The 20,867-nt window shown below is 58.4% G+C and carries 18 protein-coding genes; 1 reads left to right on the forward strand and 17 read right to left on the reverse strand.

Annotated elements, in window-relative coordinates; genetic code table 11:
• Positions 1-187: 187 nt before the first annotated feature.
• The gene (locus NB231_RS07460) at positions 188-604 is read right to left on the reverse strand and encodes a GFA family protein (RefSeq protein WP_005001191.1); all 417 of its coding nucleotides are present in this window, start codon (positions 602-604) and stop codon (positions 188-190) included.
• A gap of 217 nt (positions 605-821) precedes the next feature.
• Here NB231_RS07460 and NB231_RS07465 point away from each other — a divergent pair, with 217 nt between their 5' ends.
• Entirely contained in the window at positions 822-3,281 is a 2,460-nt protein-coding gene (locus tag NB231_RS07465) for a putative bifunctional diguanylate cyclase/phosphodiesterase (protein ID WP_005001193.1), read from the forward strand.
• 297 nt (positions 3,282-3,578) lie between these two features.
• On the opposite strand, the gene NB231_RS07470 is transcribed toward NB231_RS07465, so the two are convergent.
• The 16 genes from NB231_RS07470 to NB231_RS07545 form a co-directional block, all read right to left on the reverse strand.
• A complete protein-coding gene (locus tag NB231_RS07470) occupies positions 3,579-4,517 on the reverse strand; it encodes an HpcH/HpaI aldolase/citrate lyase family protein (RefSeq protein WP_005001195.1) in 939 nt (312 codons plus the stop codon).
• A gap of 23 nt (positions 4,518-4,540) precedes the next feature.
• Positions 4,541-5,653 carry a cysteine protease StiP family protein gene (locus NB231_RS07475; protein WP_005001199.1) on the reverse strand — a complete coding sequence of 371 codons (1,113 nt, stop codon included), beginning with the start codon at positions 5,651-5,653 and terminating at the stop codon, positions 4,541-4,543.
• On the reverse strand, positions 5,650-6,378 hold the full coding sequence (locus NB231_RS07480; RefSeq protein ID WP_005001200.1) for an HAD family hydrolase: 729 nt from the start codon (positions 6,376-6,378) through the stop codon (positions 5,650-5,652). The genes NB231_RS07475 and NB231_RS07480 overlap by 4 nt, the downstream gene beginning before the upstream one ends.
• Positions 6,375-7,511 (reverse strand): phosphoribosyltransferase domain-containing protein, encoded by a 1,137-nt coding sequence (locus tag NB231_RS07485; RefSeq protein WP_005001203.1) that lies wholly within the window; start codon positions 7,509-7,511, stop codon positions 6,375-6,377. Before NB231_RS07485 ends, NB231_RS07480 begins: the two co-directional genes overlap by 4 nt.
• Positions 7,512-7,647: 136 nt before the next feature.
• A complete protein-coding gene (locus tag NB231_RS07490) occupies positions 7,648-8,223 on the reverse strand; it encodes a TerD family protein (RefSeq protein ID WP_005001206.1) in 576 nt (191 codons plus the stop codon).
• 132 nt (positions 8,224-8,355) lie between these two features.
• On the reverse strand, positions 8,356-9,396 hold the full coding sequence (locus NB231_RS07495; RefSeq protein WP_005001209.1) for a TerC/Alx family metal homeostasis membrane protein: 1,041 nt from the start codon (positions 9,394-9,396) through the stop codon (positions 8,356-8,358).
• A 130-nt stretch (positions 9,397-9,526) separates the two neighbouring features.
• Complete coding sequence (locus tag NB231_RS07500; protein WP_005001212.1) at positions 9,527-9,979, reverse strand: tellurite resistance TerB family protein; 453 nt, start codon at positions 9,977-9,979, stop codon at positions 9,527-9,529.
• Between the two features lie 30 nt (positions 9,980-10,009).
• On the reverse strand, positions 10,010-11,203 hold the full coding sequence (locus NB231_RS07505; RefSeq protein WP_005001216.1) for a TerD family protein: 1,194 nt from the start codon (positions 11,201-11,203) through the stop codon (positions 10,010-10,012).
• A 36-nt stretch (positions 11,204-11,239) separates the two neighbouring features.
• A complete protein-coding gene (locus NB231_RS07510; RefSeq protein ID WP_005001221.1) occupies positions 11,240-11,824 on the reverse strand; it encodes a TerD family protein in 585 nt (194 codons plus the stop codon).
• A gap of 310 nt (positions 11,825-12,134) precedes the next feature.
• Positions 12,135-12,578: a single-stranded DNA-binding protein gene (gene ssb, locus NB231_RS07515; protein ID WP_005001224.1), complete on the reverse strand. Its 444-nt coding sequence runs from the start codon at positions 12,576-12,578 to the stop codon at positions 12,135-12,137.
• A gap of 167 nt (positions 12,579-12,745) precedes the next feature.
• Positions 12,746-13,747: an adenosine deaminase gene (locus tag NB231_RS07520; protein WP_040663514.1), complete on the reverse strand. Its 1,002-nt coding sequence runs from the start codon at positions 13,745-13,747 to the stop codon at positions 12,746-12,748.
• A gap of 140 nt (positions 13,748-13,887) precedes the next feature.
• A complete protein-coding gene (locus NB231_RS07525) occupies positions 13,888-15,207 on the reverse strand; it encodes an IS701 family transposase (protein WP_005001229.1) in 1,320 nt (439 codons plus the stop codon).
• Between the two features lie 140 nt (positions 15,208-15,347).
• A complete protein-coding gene (locus NB231_RS07530) occupies positions 15,348-15,818 on the reverse strand; it encodes a nucleoside deaminase (RefSeq protein ID WP_005001230.1) in 471 nt (156 codons plus the stop codon).
• Positions 15,819-15,954: 136 nt separating this feature from the next.
• Positions 15,955-17,427, reverse strand: a complete 1,473-nt coding sequence (locus tag NB231_RS07535) for an AMP nucleosidase (protein ID WP_005001231.1) — start codon at positions 17,425-17,427, stop codon at positions 15,955-15,957.
• A 171-nt stretch (positions 17,428-17,598) separates the two neighbouring features.
• Positions 17,599-19,320 carry a bifunctional sulfate adenylyltransferase/adenylylsulfate kinase gene (locus NB231_RS07540; protein ID WP_005001232.1) on the reverse strand — a complete coding sequence of 574 codons (1,722 nt, stop codon included), beginning with the start codon at positions 19,318-19,320 and terminating at the stop codon, positions 17,599-17,601.
• 186 nt (positions 19,321-19,506) lie between these two features.
• A complete protein-coding gene (locus tag NB231_RS07545; protein WP_005001234.1) occupies positions 19,507-20,706 on the reverse strand; it encodes an MFS transporter in 1,200 nt (399 codons plus the stop codon).
• Between the last annotated feature and the right edge of the window lie 161 nt (positions 20,707-20,867).

Consider the following 20,867-nt stretch of genomic DNA (forward strand, 5'->3'; position numbering starts at 1 on the left):
GCCGGAGGGGCAATCGGCTCGGCAAAGCGTTGCCAGGCGTATCTGCGCGACCTTTGAGGTCAGCACCAGGAAATGTAGAGTTGAGGAGCACCCAGCGCGACTTTGAGTTCCGAGTCGTTACATTGGCTGGGCCGGCGAAACGAAGCTGAGTGCCGAAATAGCGGAATGCTCCTCTTGAACGGGAGGCTCACCACTCGACCGTATCATCGACTCCGCCGAATCGGGCCGGAAAGGCTGCGAAGTGCGGTAGATCATCCTTGATCGGCAAAAGGGCATGCTGGCACTGGATGTGAAACTCGGGTTTGAACATGCCTTTGGGTAGGCGGTGCGCTAGCACGCCACACCCGCCGAGACCGAGCACCCTGGCAATCATGGGCGTTCCACAGATCGCGCACCTCTGACGGGGAAGGCTCTTGAGCGTCCAACTCACCAGCTCACCTTGCGTCACAGCGACGGCCTGCGATGGATAGATCGCAACACCGATGTAAGCGCCGCCATGGACTGCCTGGCAGTCGTCGCAGTGGCAGTAGAATTGGACTAACGGCTCGCCGTTGATCCGCACTTTGACAGCCCCGCATAGACAACTGATTTCGATTGCGGTCACATCGATTCTCCATCGCTCGAACGAGTCTCGTATCCTTAATGGCCGTCTCGTCGCCACGGCGGCTAATGATACACCTACAAGTGCCGAAATATACTAAGGTACCGTAGAAGGGAGCAGTGCTAGCAGGAGGGGGATACCGTGTTTAGAAACGAACGCCCGCGTGTAGACGCCGCAACCTGGTTTCGACATCGCTCAGCCATATGACCACCAATTAATCGTGCTGACGGTGACTGCCTATTATTTCAATCTATTTGCGCTACCGAACATTGTCGTAGCTGTCGGCCTGCTGTGCTGGGGCGCGCTGCTGCGTTGGCGGGAAGCGGAATCCACCACAGGGACATGGGCCTTAGGGGTTGCCATCGCAGCGGCAACTTGGCAAACGGGTTTTGCCCTCGCCTATTGTTCGCTGACTCCCCCAATCGCTTTACAGTGGATTAGGCTGAGTCAAGTTGGCGTTGTGTTCCTCGCACCCACCCTCTACGAGTTGCTCAGGCGTCTTTTAGGGCTGACCGGCTGGCGCAGCCGCCTATCGCCCTGGGCCTGGACGGCATCCCTGGGCTTTCTTTATGTGCTATTGGCCACCAATGCGTACATGGGAACTCCGTATCTGTATTGGTGGGGTTATTATGCGCATTACCGTATCGGCGGTATGCTCTTGGCGGCCTATTTGTGCGCCATGATGGTCTATTTATTTATTGAATGTTTACGCACGTGGTGTCTATCACCTCGCGGCAGCACACGCCGGCACAGGGCAAGAATTCTGCTGCTGGGCTTTGGAGTGGCTTTTACGGCCGCCATTGACTTTCTGGCGGCTTGGGGGGTTGCCGTTTATCCATTCGGCTACCTCATGGTGGCCTTTATGGTGGTCACCATCGGTTACGCGGCTTGGCGTTATCGTATCATTGCGGTGACCTCGCGGGCGGCGGCAGAACATGTGCTTAAAACGCTCTCCGATGGGGTCCTGGTGCTCGATGAGTTAGGCGCCATCGCCCTTGCTAATAATCGTGCGGCCCTACTGCTCGGATTCGATCACGATGCACTGTTGGGTAAAACCGTGGACGCGGTGTTACCTCTAAGGGACGTGGTTCTGAACCCTTTGAGGATCCAGCCACCGGGGCCGGTCCATACTGAAATCGAACTACCCATTCGAAATGGCGATAAACGCGTGATCAACGTCACCGTCAACACGATGCGCGATGCCGGCGGCGGATCACCGCTAACAGTATTGGTACTACAAGATGTCACGCACTATCGCGAGGCCACCGATAAAATCCGGAAACTGGTGTACTTCGATCAAGCGACCGGGCTTCCCAATCGGCGCCATCTACGCGACAAGCTCGGCCAAGCCCTGAAACTCTCTTCTCAAGGCCAACGCGTGGCGGTATGCGGTGTTCGTCTGAAGCATTTCCGGCACTTGGCGGATCACCACCCTTCAGCACACTCGAGTGATACCATGCTCAACGGGGTTGCTGCTCGTCTGCGCTCGTTCGCCCAGTCGGTTCCGCAAGGAAAAGTAACCGTAGCACGCCTGCAAAGCTATGAATTCGCCATACTGTTCGAGCAAGTAGACTCTGTCGGCAAGATGACGGCGGAGCTCGATCGGCTCCACAAGGCGCTTCGAGAACCGATAGCAATCGGCACGCGTCGACTGCACCCTGTTCTGTGGCTCGGTGTCAGCCTCTATCCCAATGACGGCAACAGTATCGATGCACTCATGGATCGCGCAGCCGCCGCTGTGGATCAAGCCGCGGAAGCCGGCGATGAGCAACACATACACTTCTACAACGCGGAGGCGAATACAGCGGCGCTGCACTCGCTGATGCTCGGCGCCAAAATTGCCCGGGCTATCGAAACCGACCAGCTGTGCCTGTATTTCCAGCCCATCATCAATACAGACTCCGGGACGATCGAATGCGCCGAGGCGCTGGTGCGTTGGCACGACCCTTTACACGGGCTGCGCTTACCCAGCGAGTTTATTCCGGTGGCGGAGCAAAATGCGCTGATCATACCGCTTGACCAGTGGGTGCTCAAAAAAGCATGTGAGCACGCTTTGCAGTGGCAAGAACGCCCACCTTCGCGCGGGCCGAAGGTCGCCGTCAACCTCTCCGGCGCGCATCTGTCCTCGAACGGGGGCAGGCAAATCGCCGAGACGGTTCAATCCATTTTGGAAACCAGCGGCCTGCCGGGCAATCGATTGGAGCTCGAGATCACGGAGACTCGGATGGTCGGAACGGATCAGACGATAGTCGACGGGCTACGGCGTCTACGGGAGCTGGGGGTACGTATCGCTGTTGACGATTTCGGCACGGGTTACGCCTCACTCAGCTACTTACACTGGTTTCCACTCGATAAGCTCAAAGTAGACCAAAGCTTCGTTGCGGCCATCGGCCAGGATCCGACCAAAACCGCTTTGCTCAAATCCATCTTGCTATTAGCCTCCCAGCTGGATCTTGCAGTGGTCGCCGAAGGCGTTGAAACACCCCATCAAGCGGCATTTCTGCTTCGCCACGGTTGCCCTTTCATGCAGGGCCACTTGCTTAACAAGCCGCTTCCCGCTGATGATTTCATGCAGCTCACCCGGAACTGGCACGTGCCGAGCGAGGTTCGGCTCGGCAGAAAACGCGCGGAAGGTTGGGATAGCGAACAACGCGTTGTCTTTAGACCCGGCTCGGGATAAATCGACGCCGGTGCGCCGCGAGCACTTACCGGAAACGACCATAATAGCCCCCTGCCTGTCAAAGAACGCCGACACGGCGCTGGCACAGCGACCTGGAACTCCCTTCGGGCGGCGAGACCAGCGCCCTACTGGATTAGCCGGCATTCTTCTTCCGACATGCCTATGAACTATTTTCAGACTACCTACATGTCTGCTCGACGCCTGCACGGAGCATGAGCCCGTCCGTTTGGCGGCTGAGAAAGGTTAATAGGCATATTTTCCGAAGACATACATTCTTTTTGCCGGCAAAAAAGCTCCTTAGCCATGCACACCGTAGAACTCGGCGCGCTTGCGCACCCGCACGGCCCACTCGCGATGGGTTGTGGGCTCGCACATCTGGCCGTTCATCTTAAAGACGGCCGGTGCATCCCGCCCAAGAATCTTCTCGGCCAGCGCGTACTCTTGCTCGCTCACCCGGTAGGCCGTCTCGATCATGCCGACCTGAGTGGGATGGATCGCCGTCTTCGCCCACAGTCCATACATGATATCCATTGCAACCTCGCGCTCTAGGGTCTGCCAGCTGTCGAGGTGTTCGAACACCGGCGAGGACAGCTCATAGCCGGCCGGCCGGAAAGTCACGATGATATCGTTGATGACCGTGCGCAACGGCGTGTCGTAAACCGTCATGTGCTTGGGCCGCTTGAGTCCTAGGCATTGCAAAAGGTCGTTCCCGCCGATGCGCAGGCAAAGTACCGGATTAATAAGCAGCGCAAGGGAATCTCGCAACCGTTCCAGGCGGCCACGATCGAAAGCCACGGCCGTCTCGATCGTCGGCATCAGCGCAAGCCAGGGCGTCTTAGCCACCGTCTCGGCATAGGCGATGATATTGGTCTCATCGACCTTGGGCAGCACCAGGCCGTCGATTGCATTGATACCCGGCATGCGCATGATCTCACCAAGCACCTTAGGATTACGCGGCCGCACGAAACGCATCAACGAGGCCGGCGAAAGACGATCGAGGGTGGCATCGAGGTTGCCCAGCGCCGCGGCAAGTTTGTTCTCGGGAACGGCATCTTCCGTGCAAACTACGAGCGAGCGAAGACCGCAGAGCTTCTTCTGGTTGAGCAGCGGCACCAAATCTTCGCGTGTAGCGGGCATATAAAGAGTAGCCCCCAAGCCCATATAGTGGGGCCCGGACGTCTCGCCAGCCTCCCTGGCGCGTACCGTGGCCGCAAACTGCGCCTTACGATCGGTCATGATGGGTTTCGAACTCGTTGTTGTTATGTAACCTTGATAAAGGCGGCTGCATTGAAAGGCATTTCCGGCTCGATGTCGATCGGAATGCTTTTCTCCTCGGCCAGCACTCGCAAGTGCTCGACATCGGAACTTGTCGGATCGCGCAGCAGCAACCGTCCTGGAACCCGGCGCAACATCACCCGAGTCGCCTCTGCGATTCCCGGCTTAATGTAATTGACGTCTTTGACGCCATAGCGCGCCATCCAACATGCAACCCAGGCTCGGGAACGGGCCGCCCGATCTTCCTTGGCAACAAAGCGCAGCGGGTAACCGCTCGCCGCACCAGCGAACGCTGTGCTTATTTCATCCAGAAACCAATTGGTCAGATCGTGGCCGCGCAGGTCATCATAGACAACACAGCCATGGAACCCGCACTCGCCAACCTCCTCGTTGAGAATGGAGCGGGAAATCAGCCCCGAGACCGTGGCATTGAGGATGCCTGAGGGAATCGCGTAATCCTCGTCGGTCGCCGCGACATCCGCCGTGCCCCCGATATCCGAGATCACGTACAACTCATCCGAGAGTTGCTCTGATTCCCGCAGGTTCCAGGCCTTGATCGCTGCCTTGAACTCGCGCGTGATCACACCTTTTGCGGTCCAGGCATCGGCGAAGAGCACGCCTGCAGCCGGACGCCGCGCAACGCGTAGGATATAGCGCAGAGCCTCAGTGTCGATCCCGCGATCGCGAATGATCGAGATCGAATAGTGAGTCGAGTCAACTGTAAACACCTCGGTCAGTGCCCGCTGCAGCAATGCACCAAACGGTGTGCCGGCCCGTGCGAGCGAAACAATGGTGATCGGTGCCGGCCGCGTGGCGACGATGTACTGCGCCAGAACCAAAATCTCGGTGGCGAGCCTCGCCTTGTAGCGCGCAGTCAGACTCTTGAATAGCGCACGGTACCGCTCGGGCGGCGCCCACTCCCGGCTGATCATCTCCGAATAGTGGCGCTTGCCACTCTGGATCATCCGCTCTTTCTCGATTACGTCGGTAAAACAGGCTTCTATCGGCCTCAGTAAAAACTGGCAATCACTCGCACGATAGCTGCCGGTAATGGGCTTACTGATATCGGTTACAAAGTCGGTGCGCCGCATACTCATACCCATGCACCCCGATGAATCTGGCTGCCTTGCGGAGTGAGCGCAAAGTGGCACAGCTTGAGAAAGGGCAGATCGGTGAGGCTGTCGCCCAGACCGATAAACAACGGCGGGACCGAAGCATCCTCGCAAATAAGCCCCATCACGTGTTCGACTGCCCGCGCCTTGCAGGCAAACGGCGGCAGCAACGCCATATTGCGGCCGTTGCGATGGATCGTGCCTTCGCGCCAGAATGGCTGGACGATCTTCGCCATGAGAGCGATTGCGCTACGCTCGCCTTTGATCGAGACGTAGACCGGGATGTCCCGATCATGAATGACTTTGGCTCGTAGCGGCAGATTTGCGGCCTTGATGTGCTCATGTGCGTAAGCCAGCGCTTGCGCAAACCGTGCCGACCACTTCGGCAACTCGGTCTCGAGCACCCGCTCCCATGCTGGCAGCAACCGCTCATCCGCCCCGCACACCAACGCTCCATGGCTGGTAATCCGTACCCAGGGGAATTCCATCGAGCGAACTCGCTTGAGCGCCGCGAGGTTACGGCCGGTCACGGGGATGAGTGTTGCCGTCTTAAACAGAGCGAGTAGCGTGAGCTGTTCTTCGGTGTGAAAGGACAGCGCCTGGCCGGCCTTGTCGTAGGCCGCTTCATGCACCGCGGCGTTCCCACACTTGTCTCGGACCTGGAAAAGTGTGTCATCGAGATCAGTAAAGACATAGACCGGACGGGTCACGCGCTTACCCTCCGGTCGAATCCTGGCAGGATCACCGGTATCGCATTCAACTGCTCGGACAGAGTGTGATTATAGGCGCAGTGTGGCGCTTCGTAGACCACCAGCACTTGAGCCGTTGTCGGCGGCGGGTTGTGGAGATAACTGGTCACGCCCTCACCGTGTTCGTCCTCGAATGAGATTGAACTCGCAATCGCGCCGCCCGGCGCGATCGGTGAGCGGGTGCTGCTTTGGTAGTAAACATCAAAGCCTTGGCGTTCGAGCTGTTCTGCGAGTAGAAAGGGCTGATAACCGAGCTCACCGGTTCCGATCACATACACGGGGCGCTGGCGATCGAGCGCCGCCGTTGGGGGAACGAGCTTATGTTCCCAACAACCCATACGAAGGCCGCGGCGTCCGATGTCAGCCCGCACCTCGACCTCGCGCTGTGCAGTCAACTGTCCAGGCAACTCGGCGTGAAACCTCGGATTACGCACAAAGCTGAAACCGCCTTCGAGCACGTTCGCAAAGCTCGGCGACAGACGTAGGCGCTGAGCGATCGCGCTCGTACGTGCATCGGCATCAAGCCAGTTGACGATGGAGGCAAAAACGATGTGCTGTAGCCTCGGCAGGTGCCGAATCATCGTTTCGGCGAGCCGCGTCAAAGTACGTCCGGTAGTGATCTCGTCATCGACTAGCACTAGGGTCTGCGCATTGTGATAATCGTGTGCGAGCACCGGCTGCGGCGCGTAAACGATATGATCAGGCGCATGGCTGTGCACCTCGTCAAAACGCGCGAGTTCCGTCGCTGGCACCGTATGGCGCGTGGTGTGTTGGTAAATTACGCTGTCTGCGCCGGCCCGCTGCGCAGCCAAACTATCGGCTATGCCACCACCCAGGCCGGTAGCCGTTTCCGCCATTCCCATCACCAGTATCGGAGTTGGCATCGCGCACAACGGCTCTATCAACAAATCGTAGATGGCTCGCATACGGCTCGGTCGGCACGGAACGTGTTTGCCCAGCACCTTTGATACAAAGAGAAAACCTCGCTTTGGATTGCGCCGCGTAGCAAAACCCAGCAGTTCCTCGAGTGGCAGCGCCTCTTTCGTAGTATCGATACTCAGGCGGCCGCACGCTAGATCGATCTCGTAGCGCACCCTCTACCCCCATTTCATAATTATTCTTGTCGATCCACCCCGGACATAATTGGGTTTGATCCGCGCTGTAGGAATAGGCCTTGAATCGACACTGGGGTGCCTGGCACCCCAGTGTCGAATGGGTTAGCGCCAAAGCTCAGATGTTGACGCCGTAGTCGCGAGCAACCGCGCCCAGGCCACCCGCGTAACCCTGACCGATTGCCTTGAACTTCCACTCGTCGTTGTGCCGATAAAGCTCGGCGAAGATCATTGCCGTCTCGGTGGAGTAATCCTCGGAGAGATCAAAACGGGCGATTTCCTTGTCACCGGCATCGTTGACGACGCGTATGAAAGCATTGGAGACCATACCGAAGTTCTGGCCTCGCGTGTCGGCCTCGTGGATGGTGACCACGAACACGACCTTTTTCGCCTCGGCCGGCACCGTGTTCAGTGCCACCTTGACGACCTCGTCATCTCCCTCGCCTTCGCCGGTGAGGTTATCGCCTTGATGCGCCACGGCACCGGATGGGTCCTGCTTGTTGTTGTAGAAAACGAAGTGACCGTCCGAGAGAACCTTGCCGTTCTCGCCAACGATGAGCGCGCTGGCATCGAGGTCGAAGTCCTTGCCGTCGGTGGTACGAACGTCCCAACCGAGACCGACACTGACGTCGGTAAGACCTGGGGCTTCCTTGGACAGGGAAACATTGCCACCTTTCTGTAGGCTAACTGCCATTGCTGTACTCCTTAATCGCTATTGCCTCTAGTGTAGAGAGTTGCCCTATTTAGCATTTATAGCGCCCTATGCCAGTGCAAGGCGGCGCTTGCCGGCGGGCTGTTCGCCGCGAGCAGGGGCTACTCATACCCCTCAGACGCAGCCGTCCTCACTCGCCTTGCCCTTCTCGGGAAAAATGAAGGAAGCAATAACCCCTACGGCCAGGGTCCCGAGCACGATCATTAAGCTTAAGTTCGGACCGATCTCGAAGCCGATATTGCCGAAGATGTGATTGTAGCTCTCCAACGCGAGTTTGGCCGCGATAAAGAACAGCAGCCCGATGACCGCCTTCTCCAAATGCACGAGATACTTAGTCAGTGCTGAAAGCACGAAATAAAGACTGCGCAGACCCAGAATGGCGAAGATCATCGCCGCATAGACCAACAGCGGTTCTCGGGTAACTGCGATTACCGCCGGCACCGAATCGAAGGCAAACATCACATCCGAGGTCTCGATTGCTATCAGACACAGAAAAGCCGGCGTTGCAAAGTAGGCTGCCGCTGCACGACCTCGGCCCTGAACCTTGATCGACGGATCCTGGCCCTGCAGGTCCTCGACGATCTTGCGGGTAATGAAAAACTTCTCCAGATGCAAGCGCGGAAACACCGGCACGACCCGTTTCGCCAGGCGCACCGACCAGTGATCAGAATAGTCCTCGATATCCTCATCAGCACCGCCCGAGGTGAGCATCTTCCAGCCACTCCAAGCAACGATCGCCGCAAACACGAAACCGACCCACGCGCTGGCTTGGAAAAGGCTGGTACCAAGCAATATGAAGACCGCGCGGAAGAGCAGCGCGCCGATAATGCCCCAATAAAGGATCCGGTGCTGCAGCGCACCCTTGATGCCGAAACTTGCGAAAATCGCCATGAACACCATCAGGTTGTCGACCGAGAGCGTCTTCTCCAGCACGTAGCCGGTGAGGTACATGTCGGCCCACTTCTGTTGGAAGCGAATGGCGAGATAAACATAGAAAGCAAGTGCCAAACCGATCCAAAATACTGACCAAAGACTCGCATCCTTGAGCGTGATCTCCTGGCTCTTGCGATGCGCGAACAGATCGGCGTAGACCGAGAGCCCGATCACGGCGAAGAAGATCACCACCGTCTCGAGCGGAAAACCAAAATGACTCATTGCAGCTGATTCCTCGTCTGCCGCCTCATGATGCAATGTTGAAAACGGCCTATCTTATCGAGAATATCGAGCCCACCGGCGAGCCGAGACACTGACTCGGTACACCCGATAGATACCGTATTGCGGTGCCTTACAGATCGAAATCCGCTGGGTCGAGCCCGAGTTCGTTGCAGACCTTGCGAACCGCCTGCTTCTCCTGTTCATCGAAATCGCCATCGGAGCTGGCGATCGCGCAGCACACGCGCACCAGCAGGCGCGCTTGATCCGGTTTGCTTTTCACCTTGGCGATCGCCGCAAAAGCGTCTATCTCGCCGATCTGGCGATCGAACTCGAAGCGGCTGGAGAACTTCTCGAACAGCTTGATGATGTCCTCGGTCTTGAACACGGACATGATGTCGTTGTTACGCATGAAGCCCATCATTTTCTGCTTTTCCTCGGGCTTGACGATGCCATCGGCATAGGCCACTAATGCGCAACCGGCAACCACGCCTTCGAGGAAGGTTTGGTTGCGGATTTTGGTGACTTCACCTTTCAGGGACTTGGAAACTTCGTTGAACTTGCCCTTGAGCCAATTGAGTGCCATAAGCGTTTACTCCGTAGAAATGGTACGCGACTACTTGCGCCCGGCGCGCCAGCTAAAGCCCCAGCCGTAGGCTTCATCCATAAAACGATGGCCACGATAATAATCGATGAGTTTACTAACTTTGATTTTGCCGCCGTCGTTCTCGAGCATAGCTACGGCGCACATGCCTTCGCTGCTGCTGTGGCTGTCGAGACGCACGACGAGTTCCGGCTGATCGGGAGCCTTGATCGTGATTACCGCATCGGCGGCGGCCCAGTTCGGCGCGCCCTCATAGATAAAAGCGTAGACAAGGACCCGACGCAGCTGCGACCATTGGTCGCCGTTGATGTGCAGAAACTCGCCTTGACTGGCCTCCCCGGTACGATCATCGGCGAGCAGGTGCGCGTACGGCTTGGAGTCGTAAGCGCCGAAGGTGTTGCCGAGCGCCTGGACCACGTCCTTAGCGCCGCTTTGGAGTTCGACAAAGCAGCCAAGATCAAGGTCGATACCCTTGTTGCGGCTGAAAAACCCGCCGCCACCCTTACCTTTCGTCCAGTTGAGGTTGACGATAATTCGACCGTATTGGCCACTCTCCTTGGTGAGCGAAACCGGTTTTTTCTTCTCCAGCGTGATCTTGTTGAGATTCACTGGCGCTGAAGACGCTGTGGTTGATGGGGTCGGCGTCGCCGAATGTGACGGCGGGCTGGTAGAGGGCTCGGCTTGCTCGGGGTCGTCTTTGACCTCAACACCATAGTGAGTCGCCAGCGGACCGAGTCCGCCGTTGAACCCTTGGCCAACGGCACGGAACTTCCATTGACCATTGCGCTTGTAGAACTCGCCGATGATAAGCGCGACTTCGCTCATCCCCGAGGCCGCAAGCGGAAAAACGAGGGGCTCGCCAGCACCAGTGACCGTAAGCTTTACCTCACTTAAGTCACCAAATCGCTGCCCCCGCTTCTGCCCTTGGTCGATCGTGAGCGCGATCACCACTTTCTCGATGCCGGCCGACAGCCGCTTCAGCTCGAGTAAAAACTCGCGCCGAGCGGCATCCAACACCACAGCGCCGTCCGCTGATTTGGGCTGCCCGTAGAAAACGAAGCCCTCATCGCCTGCAACCTTGCCGGTACTGGTAAGAAGGAAGGCACTCGGATCAAGCTCAAGTGCCGTGGCCGCTGGGGTCCACGACAGTTCCGCGCATACACTCAGCTCGCTCAGCGCCGTATTCTGACCGGGCTGTAGGTTCATAGTCCCCCCCGTGACGGTTCCGCAACCAATTAACGCTTAGAGATGCTGCGCGATGACGGGCATCAGTTTGTCGAACGTACGACCCTCGCCGTAGGCGCCCACCGCCTGCATCTCCCATTCACCCGACTGGCGCGAGAGCTTGGCCATAACCAGACCAGTGTGTTCGCCGCCATCGAGCGAGAGATTGAACCGAGCAATCTCCTTCTTTCCGTCCACATCGAATAAGCGGCAGAAGGCGTTGGGAATGCCCTTGAAGCTGTCGGCCAAAAACGAATTGACCGTGAAAACGAGTTGCTGGACGTTGGCCGGCAAATTCTTCAGGTCGACTTGGATACGTTCGTTGTCGTCGTCGGCCTGACCACCGCCGGAACGGTCATCACCACTGTGCTGAACGGTTTGGCACTTGCTACGCAGTTGGCGAAACCAAACCTGGTCGACGAGCTGGCCGTTGGCCTCGAACATAAGGCAAGAGGCGTCGAGATCGACATCGACTTCCTTCGTACCGAACAGCCCCTTCTTCGTCCGACGCCCCCACCCCAAACCTAAAAACACTTGTGCAAGACTTGTCCCCGCCTCTTTAGCGAGCGAGATCCGCTGACCTTTCTCAAGACGAATCGCCATCTATGCCGTTCTCCTAATTGGCGCCATTGTAGGCGCTGAAGTTTGCCACCCCGACTCTGATATTCCCCATCGCGCTTAAACTCCACACTCAACAGATCACTTGCGGGTATTAAAGTTCACACACCGGTAGGGTTTTCGCCCAATCAGCAATTCCCGGTCAACGCTTAACAAACTGATTTAAAAGCATATTTTTATTGAGCTTTTTACAAACCCAGAAACAATAAATATATATATTTCAAATAGTTATATAAAAATTGGCCGGGAATCGCTGCTGCTCAATGATACCCGCATCACCCAATCCTAGTTTTTTCTAAAATGGGATATCGTCATCGAAATCCTCTTGCGGCGCCGCCTGCGGCTTGGGTTCACGCGGCTGATAATCTCCACCACGCGGGCGCTCGCTCGAGGATGCCTCGGTGCGACTGTCGAGCATCTGCATCTCACTCGCTACGATCTCGGTGGTGTAGCGATCCTGACCGTCCTGCCCTTGCCACTTACGGGTCTGCAGGCGGCCTTCTATATAAACCTTGGCACCCTTGCGCAGGTATTCACCCGCAATCTCGGCCAAGCGGCCGAAAAAGACGATCCGGTGCCATTCGGTGCGCTCCTGCTGCTCGCCGCTCTGGCGATCCCGCCAAGCATCCGTGGTGGCAAGCCGCGCATTGGTCACGGCGCTGCCACTGGGACTGTAACGAACCTCCGGATCCGCTCCGAGATTACCAATTAAAATGACCTTATTGATGCCCCTGGCCATGCCAGTCCTCCCCTAAAACGTGCAAATCGTGGATGATCTCGCTCTCAGACCTGTCACGACATCGTTATCGAAACCGGTTCACCGGAGCGATTCTCCGCATAACAAAACACGCCAGCCCTATTGGCCGCTCGACGCCACAGCGGAGAACCCCGTCAGTCAAATGCAGCTCATTCGCCAAGGCCGAAGCCATGCTCCGCCGCCACCGCTTCCAACCGCTCGTGCAGCACCGTCTTCTCATCCGCATCGAGAAAGCTCGCGTCGATCGCGTTGCGCCCCAGTGTGAGCACCTGGGCCGGGACCAGTTCCAGCGCTTTGCGCACGGCGAGAAAATTCTCAGTTATATACCCGCCGAAGTAGGCGGGATCGTCCGAGTTGACGCAAACGCGCAGACCCAGCGCCAACATTCGAGACAGGCTGTGCGAGCCCAGATTTTTGACCACGCGTAGACGCACATTCGACAGTGGACAAACCGTGAGCGGGATTTCCTCCCGGACCAAGCGCTCGACCAGTTGCCCATCCTCAAGGCAGCGCACCCCGTGGTCGATGCGCTCGACACCAAGGGCATCCAGGGCGCCCCAGATATAATCGGGCCCGCCCTCCTCGCCGGCATGGGCCACGGCCTTCAGACCCGCGGCACGCGCCTTGGCATAGACTCGCCGAAACTTCTCGGGCGGATTGCCCACTTCGCTGGAATCCAACCCGACAGCCGCGAAGCAACCGAGGTGCGGTTGAGCCTGCTCCCAGGTGGCCAACGCCTCCGCCTCGCTCAAATGGCGCCAAAAGCAGAGAATGAGCCGCGAACTGATCCCGAAGCGTTGCTGCCCGGCCGCCAGGGCTCGGGTGATCCCGCCAACCACGCTCGCAAACGGAATGCCGCGACAAGTGTGCCCCTGAGGATCGAAAAAAATCTCCGTATGGACTACATTTTGCCGAGCGACCCGCGCCAGGTAGTCCCACGTGAGATCATAGAAATCCTCCTCCGTGCACAGCACCCCCATAGTCGCGTTGTACAGATCCAGAAACGACTGCAGATTCTGGAATTCATAGGCTCGCCGCAGCGCCTCGACACTGTCGAAGTCAAGCGATAGGCCGTTGCGTCGAGCGAAGCGGAACACGCTTTCCGGTTCCAACGTCCCCTCGATGTGCAAATGCAGCTCGACTTTCGGCATGGCTTCGATGAACGCATCGAGGGCCTGCCCCCGTTCATGGCTCTTAGCTCGGGCCACAACGAATATTCTCCCTTAGTACTACAGTTGCAAATAATCATCGACGGACATCTCGAGGATGATCCCCGCAATTCGCTGCCGTCTCACCCAGTGGTAGAACTGAGCGAGGCGTTGGTGTAGCCAACGCCAGCGGCACCACTGTAACGCCTGTTCAGGCCCTCCGCGTCGCCAGGCGATGGGAGTGAGACACAGCCACCGTCGCAGCTCGGCCAGAGAGAGGACCACGGGCATTGGCCGCCCAGGCTGAGCAGCAGGTTTTTTTTCAACTGGTGCCGCCGCAGCGTGACCAGCAGAGCATAAGCCGCCATCACCAAAGTGATATGCCGGTGCCAGCCCGTCCAGGTGCGCACCTCGTACTGATCCAGTCCCAGCTGTGACTTGCTCTCCTGAAAGCAGCGCTCGATGTTCCACCGTGCTCCGGCCGCCAAGGCCAAATCCGCCAGCTCCGTTCCGTTCGAAGCAAAAATGAAAAACGCCTGCATCTCCTGCTCGGCGTCCAAGCTGCGGCGGACCAGTACCGCCCGCTGCCAGCCTTCGAACGGCGGCGGGTTGACCGCTAAGCAGGTCCAGTCGTACTCCCGGGGACCCTGACTACCGGCCCCGGCACTGAGCCGTGACCAGCGCGCCTGCGCATCGCCCCTCAAGGCCTCCAACAGCTTCCCCACCTTGCGTTGTTTACAGCCCTGCCAAACATAGGCTTTGCGGCTGACGGCCAGCACATACCCTTGGCCGCGCTCCTCCAGCATCCACCGCAGTCGAAAATCATCGCCGTAGAGCGCATCGGCTGTGACCCAACGGGCGCTTACCCCGCTGTCCAAGGCACGCACCAACATCTGCCGGGCCAATTCCGTCTTGGGCTGATGAACCACCTCGTCCGGTATACCCGCCCGGCGGCAACGCGCACGATCCTCCGACCACTCCCGCGGCACAAACAGCGCACGATCCAGTAGCCCCTGGCCCCAACAACTGGCATAACCGAGAAATACACCGATCTGAGCGTTCTCGATCCGACCCGCCGTACCGCTGTACTGGCGTTTCACTCCCGCCGAGTGTATGCCCTTTTTTATAAACCCCGTCTCATCCACCACCAGCACCCCGGCGGCATCCTTCAGGGCCTCGTAGACGCGCTGCCGCACGGCATCGCGCACGCCTTGCTCGTCCCAGCGGGCACGGTTGAGCAAGTGCTGAAATCCATACGGATGGGCTTCACCCTGGTATTCGGATAACTGCCAGCTATTACGACGCTCAACCTCGCCCAGCAGCCCCCGCAGGTAGGCCCCCACCCGCTCACGGGCTTCGGCACGCTTGACATGGCCACCCAGTTGCCCTACCCAGCTACCCAGCTCCGCTTCCCAAGCGCCCGCCTGCTCACGCAAACCCTCCAGCGTCAGGAAATGGTTCATCTCTACCGCCACTTCGTTCAACTATCTGATAACGAAGTATAGCGTATTTATTTACAACTGTAGTATTAGTATGCGGCGCATCACTCGACCGCTCGTGCACCGATGCCGACGCTGCTTGCGGACGAATCTTTTGCCTGCCCTCAATACAATTTCTTGTCGGCTTTCTCTTGCCACACACGAAACACCGCCATGGCCTCGTTGCCCAACAGCCGCCGGGTCGGGATGCGCCGCTGATTCAGTGGCAATGCGAGTTCGTCGTAGACGAAGCTGTCATCAAAGCCAATCGCGGCCGCATCGTCGCGGGTATTGGCGTAATAGATAACCTGCAATCGAGCCCAGTAGATCGCTCCCAGGCACATGGGGCAGGGCTCGCAGCTAGTGTAGATCGAACAATCCGCCAGTTGATAGGTCTCAAGGATTCGGCAAGCCCGACGAATGGCAACCACCTCAGCATGGGCGGTCGGGTCCATAGCGCTCCAGACCCGATTCCATCCCTCTGCGACCACGCAACCATCGTGCACGATGACTGCCCCAAAAGGTCCACCGATGCCGGCGATCATTTTCTCATAGGAAAGATCGATGGCGCGTCGCATGAAAGCGGCATGGTCCATGATGCATCATTCTCCGATCCTGCGCCGATCAACCATCCGAGCCAAGAGGGAGCATACCGCGCGTGGCAAAATGGGAGAAGTCGATGTCTATCTTTGCGACGGCGGCTCGGTGTGCTTTACCGTTCGGGGTGCGAGGCTACCGGAAGGCCGGCTCGTCGAAGCTGCGCAACTTGCGTGAATGCAGCGCATCCACTCCCCCCTCTTTGAGGATGCGGATGGTCTCCAGGCCGATGGAAAGATGCTGGTTGATGCGCGTGCGATAGAAGGCGTTGGCCATACTGCGTAGCTTGAGCTCGCCGTGCATGGGTTTGTCGGAGACACATAACAGTGTGCCATACGGCACTCGCAGCCGGAAACCGTTCGCCGCGATGGTGGCACTTTCCATGTCCACCGCGATTGCCCGCGACTGGCTGAAGCGCTCGTAGAGCTCCTCATAGCGAAACTCCCAATTGCGATTGTCCGTCGTCGCCACGGTACCGGTACGCAGCCGGGTTTTGACATCGACGCCCGTCAAACCCGTTATCTGCACCACCGCGCTCTGCAGTGCAACCTGAACCTCGGCGATCGTAGGCAACGGCACCCACAACGGCAGGTCCTGATCGAGCACATGATCCTCGCGGATATAGGCGTGAGCGAGGACATAATCGCCAAGCTGCTGCGATCGGCGCAGCCCCCCACAGTGGCCGACCATGAGCCAGCCGTGCGGGCGCAGCACGGCCAAATGATCGGTCACGGTCTTGGCATTGGAAGGACCGAAGCCGATATTAATGAGCGTGATGCCGAGTCGATCCTCGCTCACCAAGTGATACGCCGGCATGGGCGGCAGGTGAGCCGCCGGCCGGCCCCGTGCCCGACCCTGGCTGAACCGCGGGTTGGGTGTTATCACATCGCCTGGCTCGACAAAAGCGGCATACTCGCAGCCCTGCTCGACCTGCTGACGGCCGTAGGCGATGAAATCGTCCACGTAGCGCTGGTAATTGGTGAACAGCACAAAGCCCTGGAAATGGGACGGGTCGGTACCCGTGTAATGATACAGGCGTTGCAGAGCGAGATCCGCGCGCTGCGCTGGGAACAGCGCCAACGGATAGGGGTGCCCGGACGGTGTGCGGTAAGTGCCATTGGCGATGGCGTCGTCGATTTGGCCCAGATTGGGCAGATAGAACACCGACTCCATAGCCCGCAGTTGCTCACGATCGAGATCGGCTGTCGCCTCCTCGATTACGAACGGCAACGGGATCGCTTGGCGGCTCACACCGATTTGTACCGGCACCCGATGATGCTTGAGCAACAACTCGATCTGCTCGCGGTAGTAGCCGGCAAACAGGTCAGGGCGTGTCAGTGTGGTACCGTGCACCCCCGGATTACGCAGGCTGCCGTAGGCCGGTCGGGCAACCGTCACCAAATGTTCGACCCCAACCTCGATGCCGATGTACGGATAACAGGCATCCAACGTCGGCTGCGCAGTGTGGTTGCCCGCAACGAACTGTTGATACCGTTGCCGGATACGCCCCACCGCACCCTCGTAGAGCTCGGTGATATAGGCAACCGCCGCGTGCGCATCGGTGAAGGATCGTAGATCGCGTACCGCGCCATGACGCGTTCCGGGCATGAGTGAGCCTCCCTATCGATCCCCCGTGCGACGCCACGGATAAAGCCCCGCGGCGACCGTGCAGCGCAGCCGCCGCGCGCCTGCCAAAGCCGGGTCCGAAACAAGCCGTCAAGTACGGCACGCAGGCCCGAACTCCACGCTCTAGCAGCCCTTAGGCTGCCCAGACAGCAGTCACCGCAGACTGATGTAACCGGTGTGCTCCAGCTTGAGAATGATCTGTTGGGCGGCTTCATCCGGCGTGCAATCGGTGGTATCGATGCGCAACTCTGGATTCTCCGGCACTTCATAAGGATCGTCGATGCCGGTGAAGTTCTTGATCAGGCCAGCCCGGGCCTTAGCGTATAAGCCCTTGCGGTCGCGGCGCTCGCATTCTTCCAAAGGTGTGGCAATATGGATCTCAAGAAAACCGCCGCCAGTTTCCTCCACCATTTGGCGCACACTCCGGCGAGTCTCGGTATAGGGCGCAATGGGCGCGCACAGGGCGACGCCACCGTTTTTGGTGATCTCGCCGGCTACGAAGCCGATGCGTTTGATATTGAGGTCGCGGTGCTCCTTGGAGAAGCCGAGCTCGCTGGATAGGTGCTTACGCACGAGATCGCCGTCCAGCAAAGTGACCCGGCGGCCGCCCAGTTCCATGAGCTTGACCATAACGGCGTTGGCGATGGTGGATTTTCCGGAGCCGGACAGTCCGGTGAAGAAGATGGTAAAGCCTTGTTTCGACTTCGGCGGATAGGTTCTTCGCAACTCCTCGACTACTTCCCGATAACCGAACCACTCGGGGATCTCCAATCCCTCACGCATCCGTCGACGGAATTCGGTACCGGAGATGTTCAGCACGCTCTCATCGTCGTGGACCTCCGTGACCGGCGCATACTCGGCCCGTTGCTTGACGTAGACCATCATCCGAAACGGCACGACCTCGATGCCGATCTCATCGCTATAGCGCTCGACCAACTCCTGCGCCTCGTAAGGCCCGTAGAAACTCTCGCCGTTGCTATTACTGCCTGGCCCGGCGTGGTCCCGACCAATAATGAAGTGGGTGCAACCGTGGTTCTTGCGGATCAGGGCGTGCCACATAGCCTCCCGCGGCCCACCCATACGCATGGCCAGTGGCAGCAACGAGAGCATCGTCGTTTGCTCCGGATATTTTTTAAGAACGTGCTCGTAGCAACGCACGCGGGAGAAATGATCCACATCGCCAGGCTTGGTCATGCCGACCACCGGGTTGATCAGAAGGTTCGCTTCCACCTGTTTGGCGGCACGGAAGGTCAGCTCAACATGCGCCCGATGCATGGGATTGCGTGTCTGGAAAGCCACTACCCGGCGCCAACCTGCTTTAGCGAAACGCTCACGCAGCTGCTCGGGGGTCATTCGCAGATGGTTGAAATCGTAATGCACCGGCTCACTGAGACCATGCAATCGCCCCCCAAGGCAGACCGGATGCGCCTGGTGAAAGAGATAATGCACACCGGGATGAGCCGCATCATCGGTACCGAAGACCCCGAGCCCCTCGGCGCGCCGATCAGGTTCCCAAATCTCAGCCACGTCCAAAACCGCGATCAACAGGCCTTCAGGATCGCGCAGAGCCACCTTATCCCCCACTGCGAGACCTTCGGCGAACTCGCGCGTAACATCCAAGGTGATGGGGATGGGCCACAATGTACCGTCGGCTAGTCGCATCTCCTCAACCACGCGCTCGTAGTCGGCACGGTCGAGGAAGCCTTCCAGTGGCGAGAAGCCACCATTGAGCAGCAATTCGATATCACAAAGCTGGCGTTGCGTTAGATCCCAGCTGACGTAGTCAACGGCTCGTACCTTCTCCTCGGCCGCGTCGGCGGACGGAAGATACAGTATCTTTAGCTGGCCCCCATGAGGCGCGATGAGATCGGTCATATCCCTTTCCTAAGTAAGAACTAAATCCACTGAAAAGCGGGCACTTCGTGTTAGCCGCAAAAACACCTCGCCCGCGACCGCAGGGTAGAGGCGCAACAACGCCCCACAAACGGAGGTTGGCAAGCATTGCCATCGACAGGATTGCTTATTGGCGAAGCGCCGCAACGTATCATCCTGCACGTAGGCTCAAGCGCTATGATATTCGCTGTTCTCGGCCTGGTTCTGCCCAGGCGAGCGCAATCCCAACACCACCAGAAACCACAAACCCGCTACCACAGCACAGAATTGGAACGTCCCGTCAACACCGAAACGCCCATAAACCGCCCCGCCCAGCACACCCCCGAGAAACGCGCCGATGAATTGGCAGGTGGAAAAGACTCCCAGTGCCGCCCCCTTGGCATCCGCCGGCGCGAAACGGGAGACCAACGAAGGGAGACTGGACTCCAAGATATTGAAGGCGGTGAAATAGACGATCAACCCCACGACGACCGCCCACGGCGCAACGTGGATCGCATCTCCTAACGCCAGTGTTCCAACGACCAGCACCGCAACCATCGCTGCGATCAAACGGTGCATCATACCCTTAGCCTCGCCTACGCTCACGGCCGGGAAGAGCAAAGCGGCCGAGATCAGCATCACCGGGACATAGAGCTTCCAGTGCTCGGGAGGCGATAAATGGATGCTGTTTTGTATGACTACCGGCAGAACTACGAAGCTGGCGGTAAGAATCAAGTGTAAGGCAAGCACACTCAAATCGAGCCGAATCAGATCTGGATGCCGCAATGCTCGACCGAAGGAACCCGGGCGAATCTCGCGATCATGGGTATGCTCGTAATGACCGGGAACGAACAAGTAGAGCAGTACCATGGACAGCAGTGCAAGCGCGGCCGTACACCAGAAGATCCCCGTCAGTCCAAGGTAATAAGCTACCGTGGGTGCGATAACGAGCGCCAGCATGAATGCCGCACCTACGCTGATCCCGAGGAAGGCCATGATCTTGGTACGCTGGCTCGCGCGCGTGGCATCGGCCGCCAGCGCCATGACCGCTGCGGCAATGGCGCCGCAACCCTGCAAAGCTCGACCCAGGATCACACCGTAGATGCTCGTGGACAGCGCGGCCACCACGCTGCCCAATGCGAATATCAGCAATCCGCCGATGATAATCGGCTTGCGCCCGATCCGATCCGAAGCCATACCCATCGGTACCTGAAAAATGGCCTGGGTCAGGCCGTAAGCGCCCAGGGCAAGGCCAATCAGGGTCGGCGTGGCCGAGGTAAGCTGGTCCGCGTAGAGCGTGAACACGGGCATAATAAAAAACAACCCGAGCATACGCAGACCAAAAATCGAGGCGAGACCGAGCGACGCTCGGCGCTCGGCGCTCGTCATCGGATCACTTGACCGAGGTTTTTTGGAGCTCAAGGTCGTTCGGACACTATCTGGGCTATGGAGATGAGACGGGCTTCGCTGCTGGCGTATAGTAACAGGTTGTCCTTCGGACCCCAAACTCGCCCCATGAAGCCCTCTTAGTCCTCGGCACGAGGGGTAAC

This window comes from Nitrococcus mobilis Nb-231 (genome assembly GCF_000153205.1).
Lineage (GTDB): Bacteria > Pseudomonadota > Gammaproteobacteria > Nitrococcales > Nitrococcaceae > Nitrococcus > Nitrococcus mobilis.

What these genes read in the sequence shown, in the direction of transcription:
- NB231_RS07495 (WP_005001209.1), bottom strand. Translation starts at nt 9,396, where the DNA reads ATGAGTCATTTTGGTTTTCCGCTCGAGACGGTGGTGATCTTCTTCGCC.
- NB231_RS07490 (WP_005001206.1), bottom strand. Translation starts at nt 8,223, where the DNA reads ATGGCAGTTAGCCTACAGAAAGGTGGCAATGTTTCCCTGTCCAAGGAA.
- NB231_RS07540 (WP_005001232.1), bottom strand. Translation starts at nt 19,320, where the DNA reads ATGACCGATCTCATCGCGCCTCATGGGGGCCAGCTAAAGATACTGTAT.
- NB231_RS07475 (WP_005001199.1), bottom strand. Translation starts at nt 5,653, where the DNA reads ATGAGTATGCGGCGCACCGACTTTGTAACCGATATCAGTAAGCCCATT.
- NB231_RS07525 (WP_005001229.1), bottom strand. Translation starts at nt 15,207, where the DNA reads ATGAACCATTTCCTGACGCTGGAGGGTTTGCGTGAGCAGGCGGGCGCT.
- NB231_RS07500 (WP_005001212.1), bottom strand. Translation starts at nt 9,979, where the DNA reads ATGGCACTCAATTGGCTCAAGGGCAAGTTCAACGAAGTTTCCAAGTCC.
- NB231_RS07505 (WP_005001216.1), bottom strand. Translation starts at nt 11,203, where the DNA reads ATGAACCTACAGCCCGGTCAGAATACGGCGCTGAGCGAGCTGAGTGTA.
- NB231_RS07530 (WP_005001230.1), bottom strand. Translation starts at nt 15,818, where the DNA reads ATGGACCATGCCGCTTTCATGCGACGCGCCATCGATCTTTCCTATGAG.
- NB231_RS07535 (WP_005001231.1), bottom strand. Translation starts at nt 17,427, where the DNA reads ATGCCCGGAACGCGTCATGGCGCGGTACGCGATCTACGATCCTTCACC.
- NB231_RS07510 (WP_005001221.1), bottom strand. Translation starts at nt 11,824, where the DNA reads ATGGCGATTCGTCTTGAGAAAGGTCAGCGGATCTCGCTCGCTAAAGAG.
- NB231_RS07545 (WP_005001234.1), bottom strand. Translation starts at nt 20,706, where the DNA reads ATGACGAGCGCCGAGCGCCGAGCGTCGCTCGGTCTCGCCTCGATTTTT.
- ssb (WP_005001224.1), bottom strand. Translation starts at nt 12,578, where the DNA reads ATGGCCAGGGGCATCAATAAGGTCATTTTAATTGGTAATCTCGGAGCG.
- NB231_RS07470 (WP_005001195.1), bottom strand. Translation starts at nt 4,517, where the DNA reads ATGACCGATCGTAAGGCGCAGTTTGCGGCCACGGTACGCGCCAGGGAG.
- NB231_RS07520 (WP_040663514.1), bottom strand. Translation starts at nt 13,747, where the DNA reads ATGCCGAAAGTCGAGCTGCATTTGCACATCGAGGGGACGTTGGAACCG.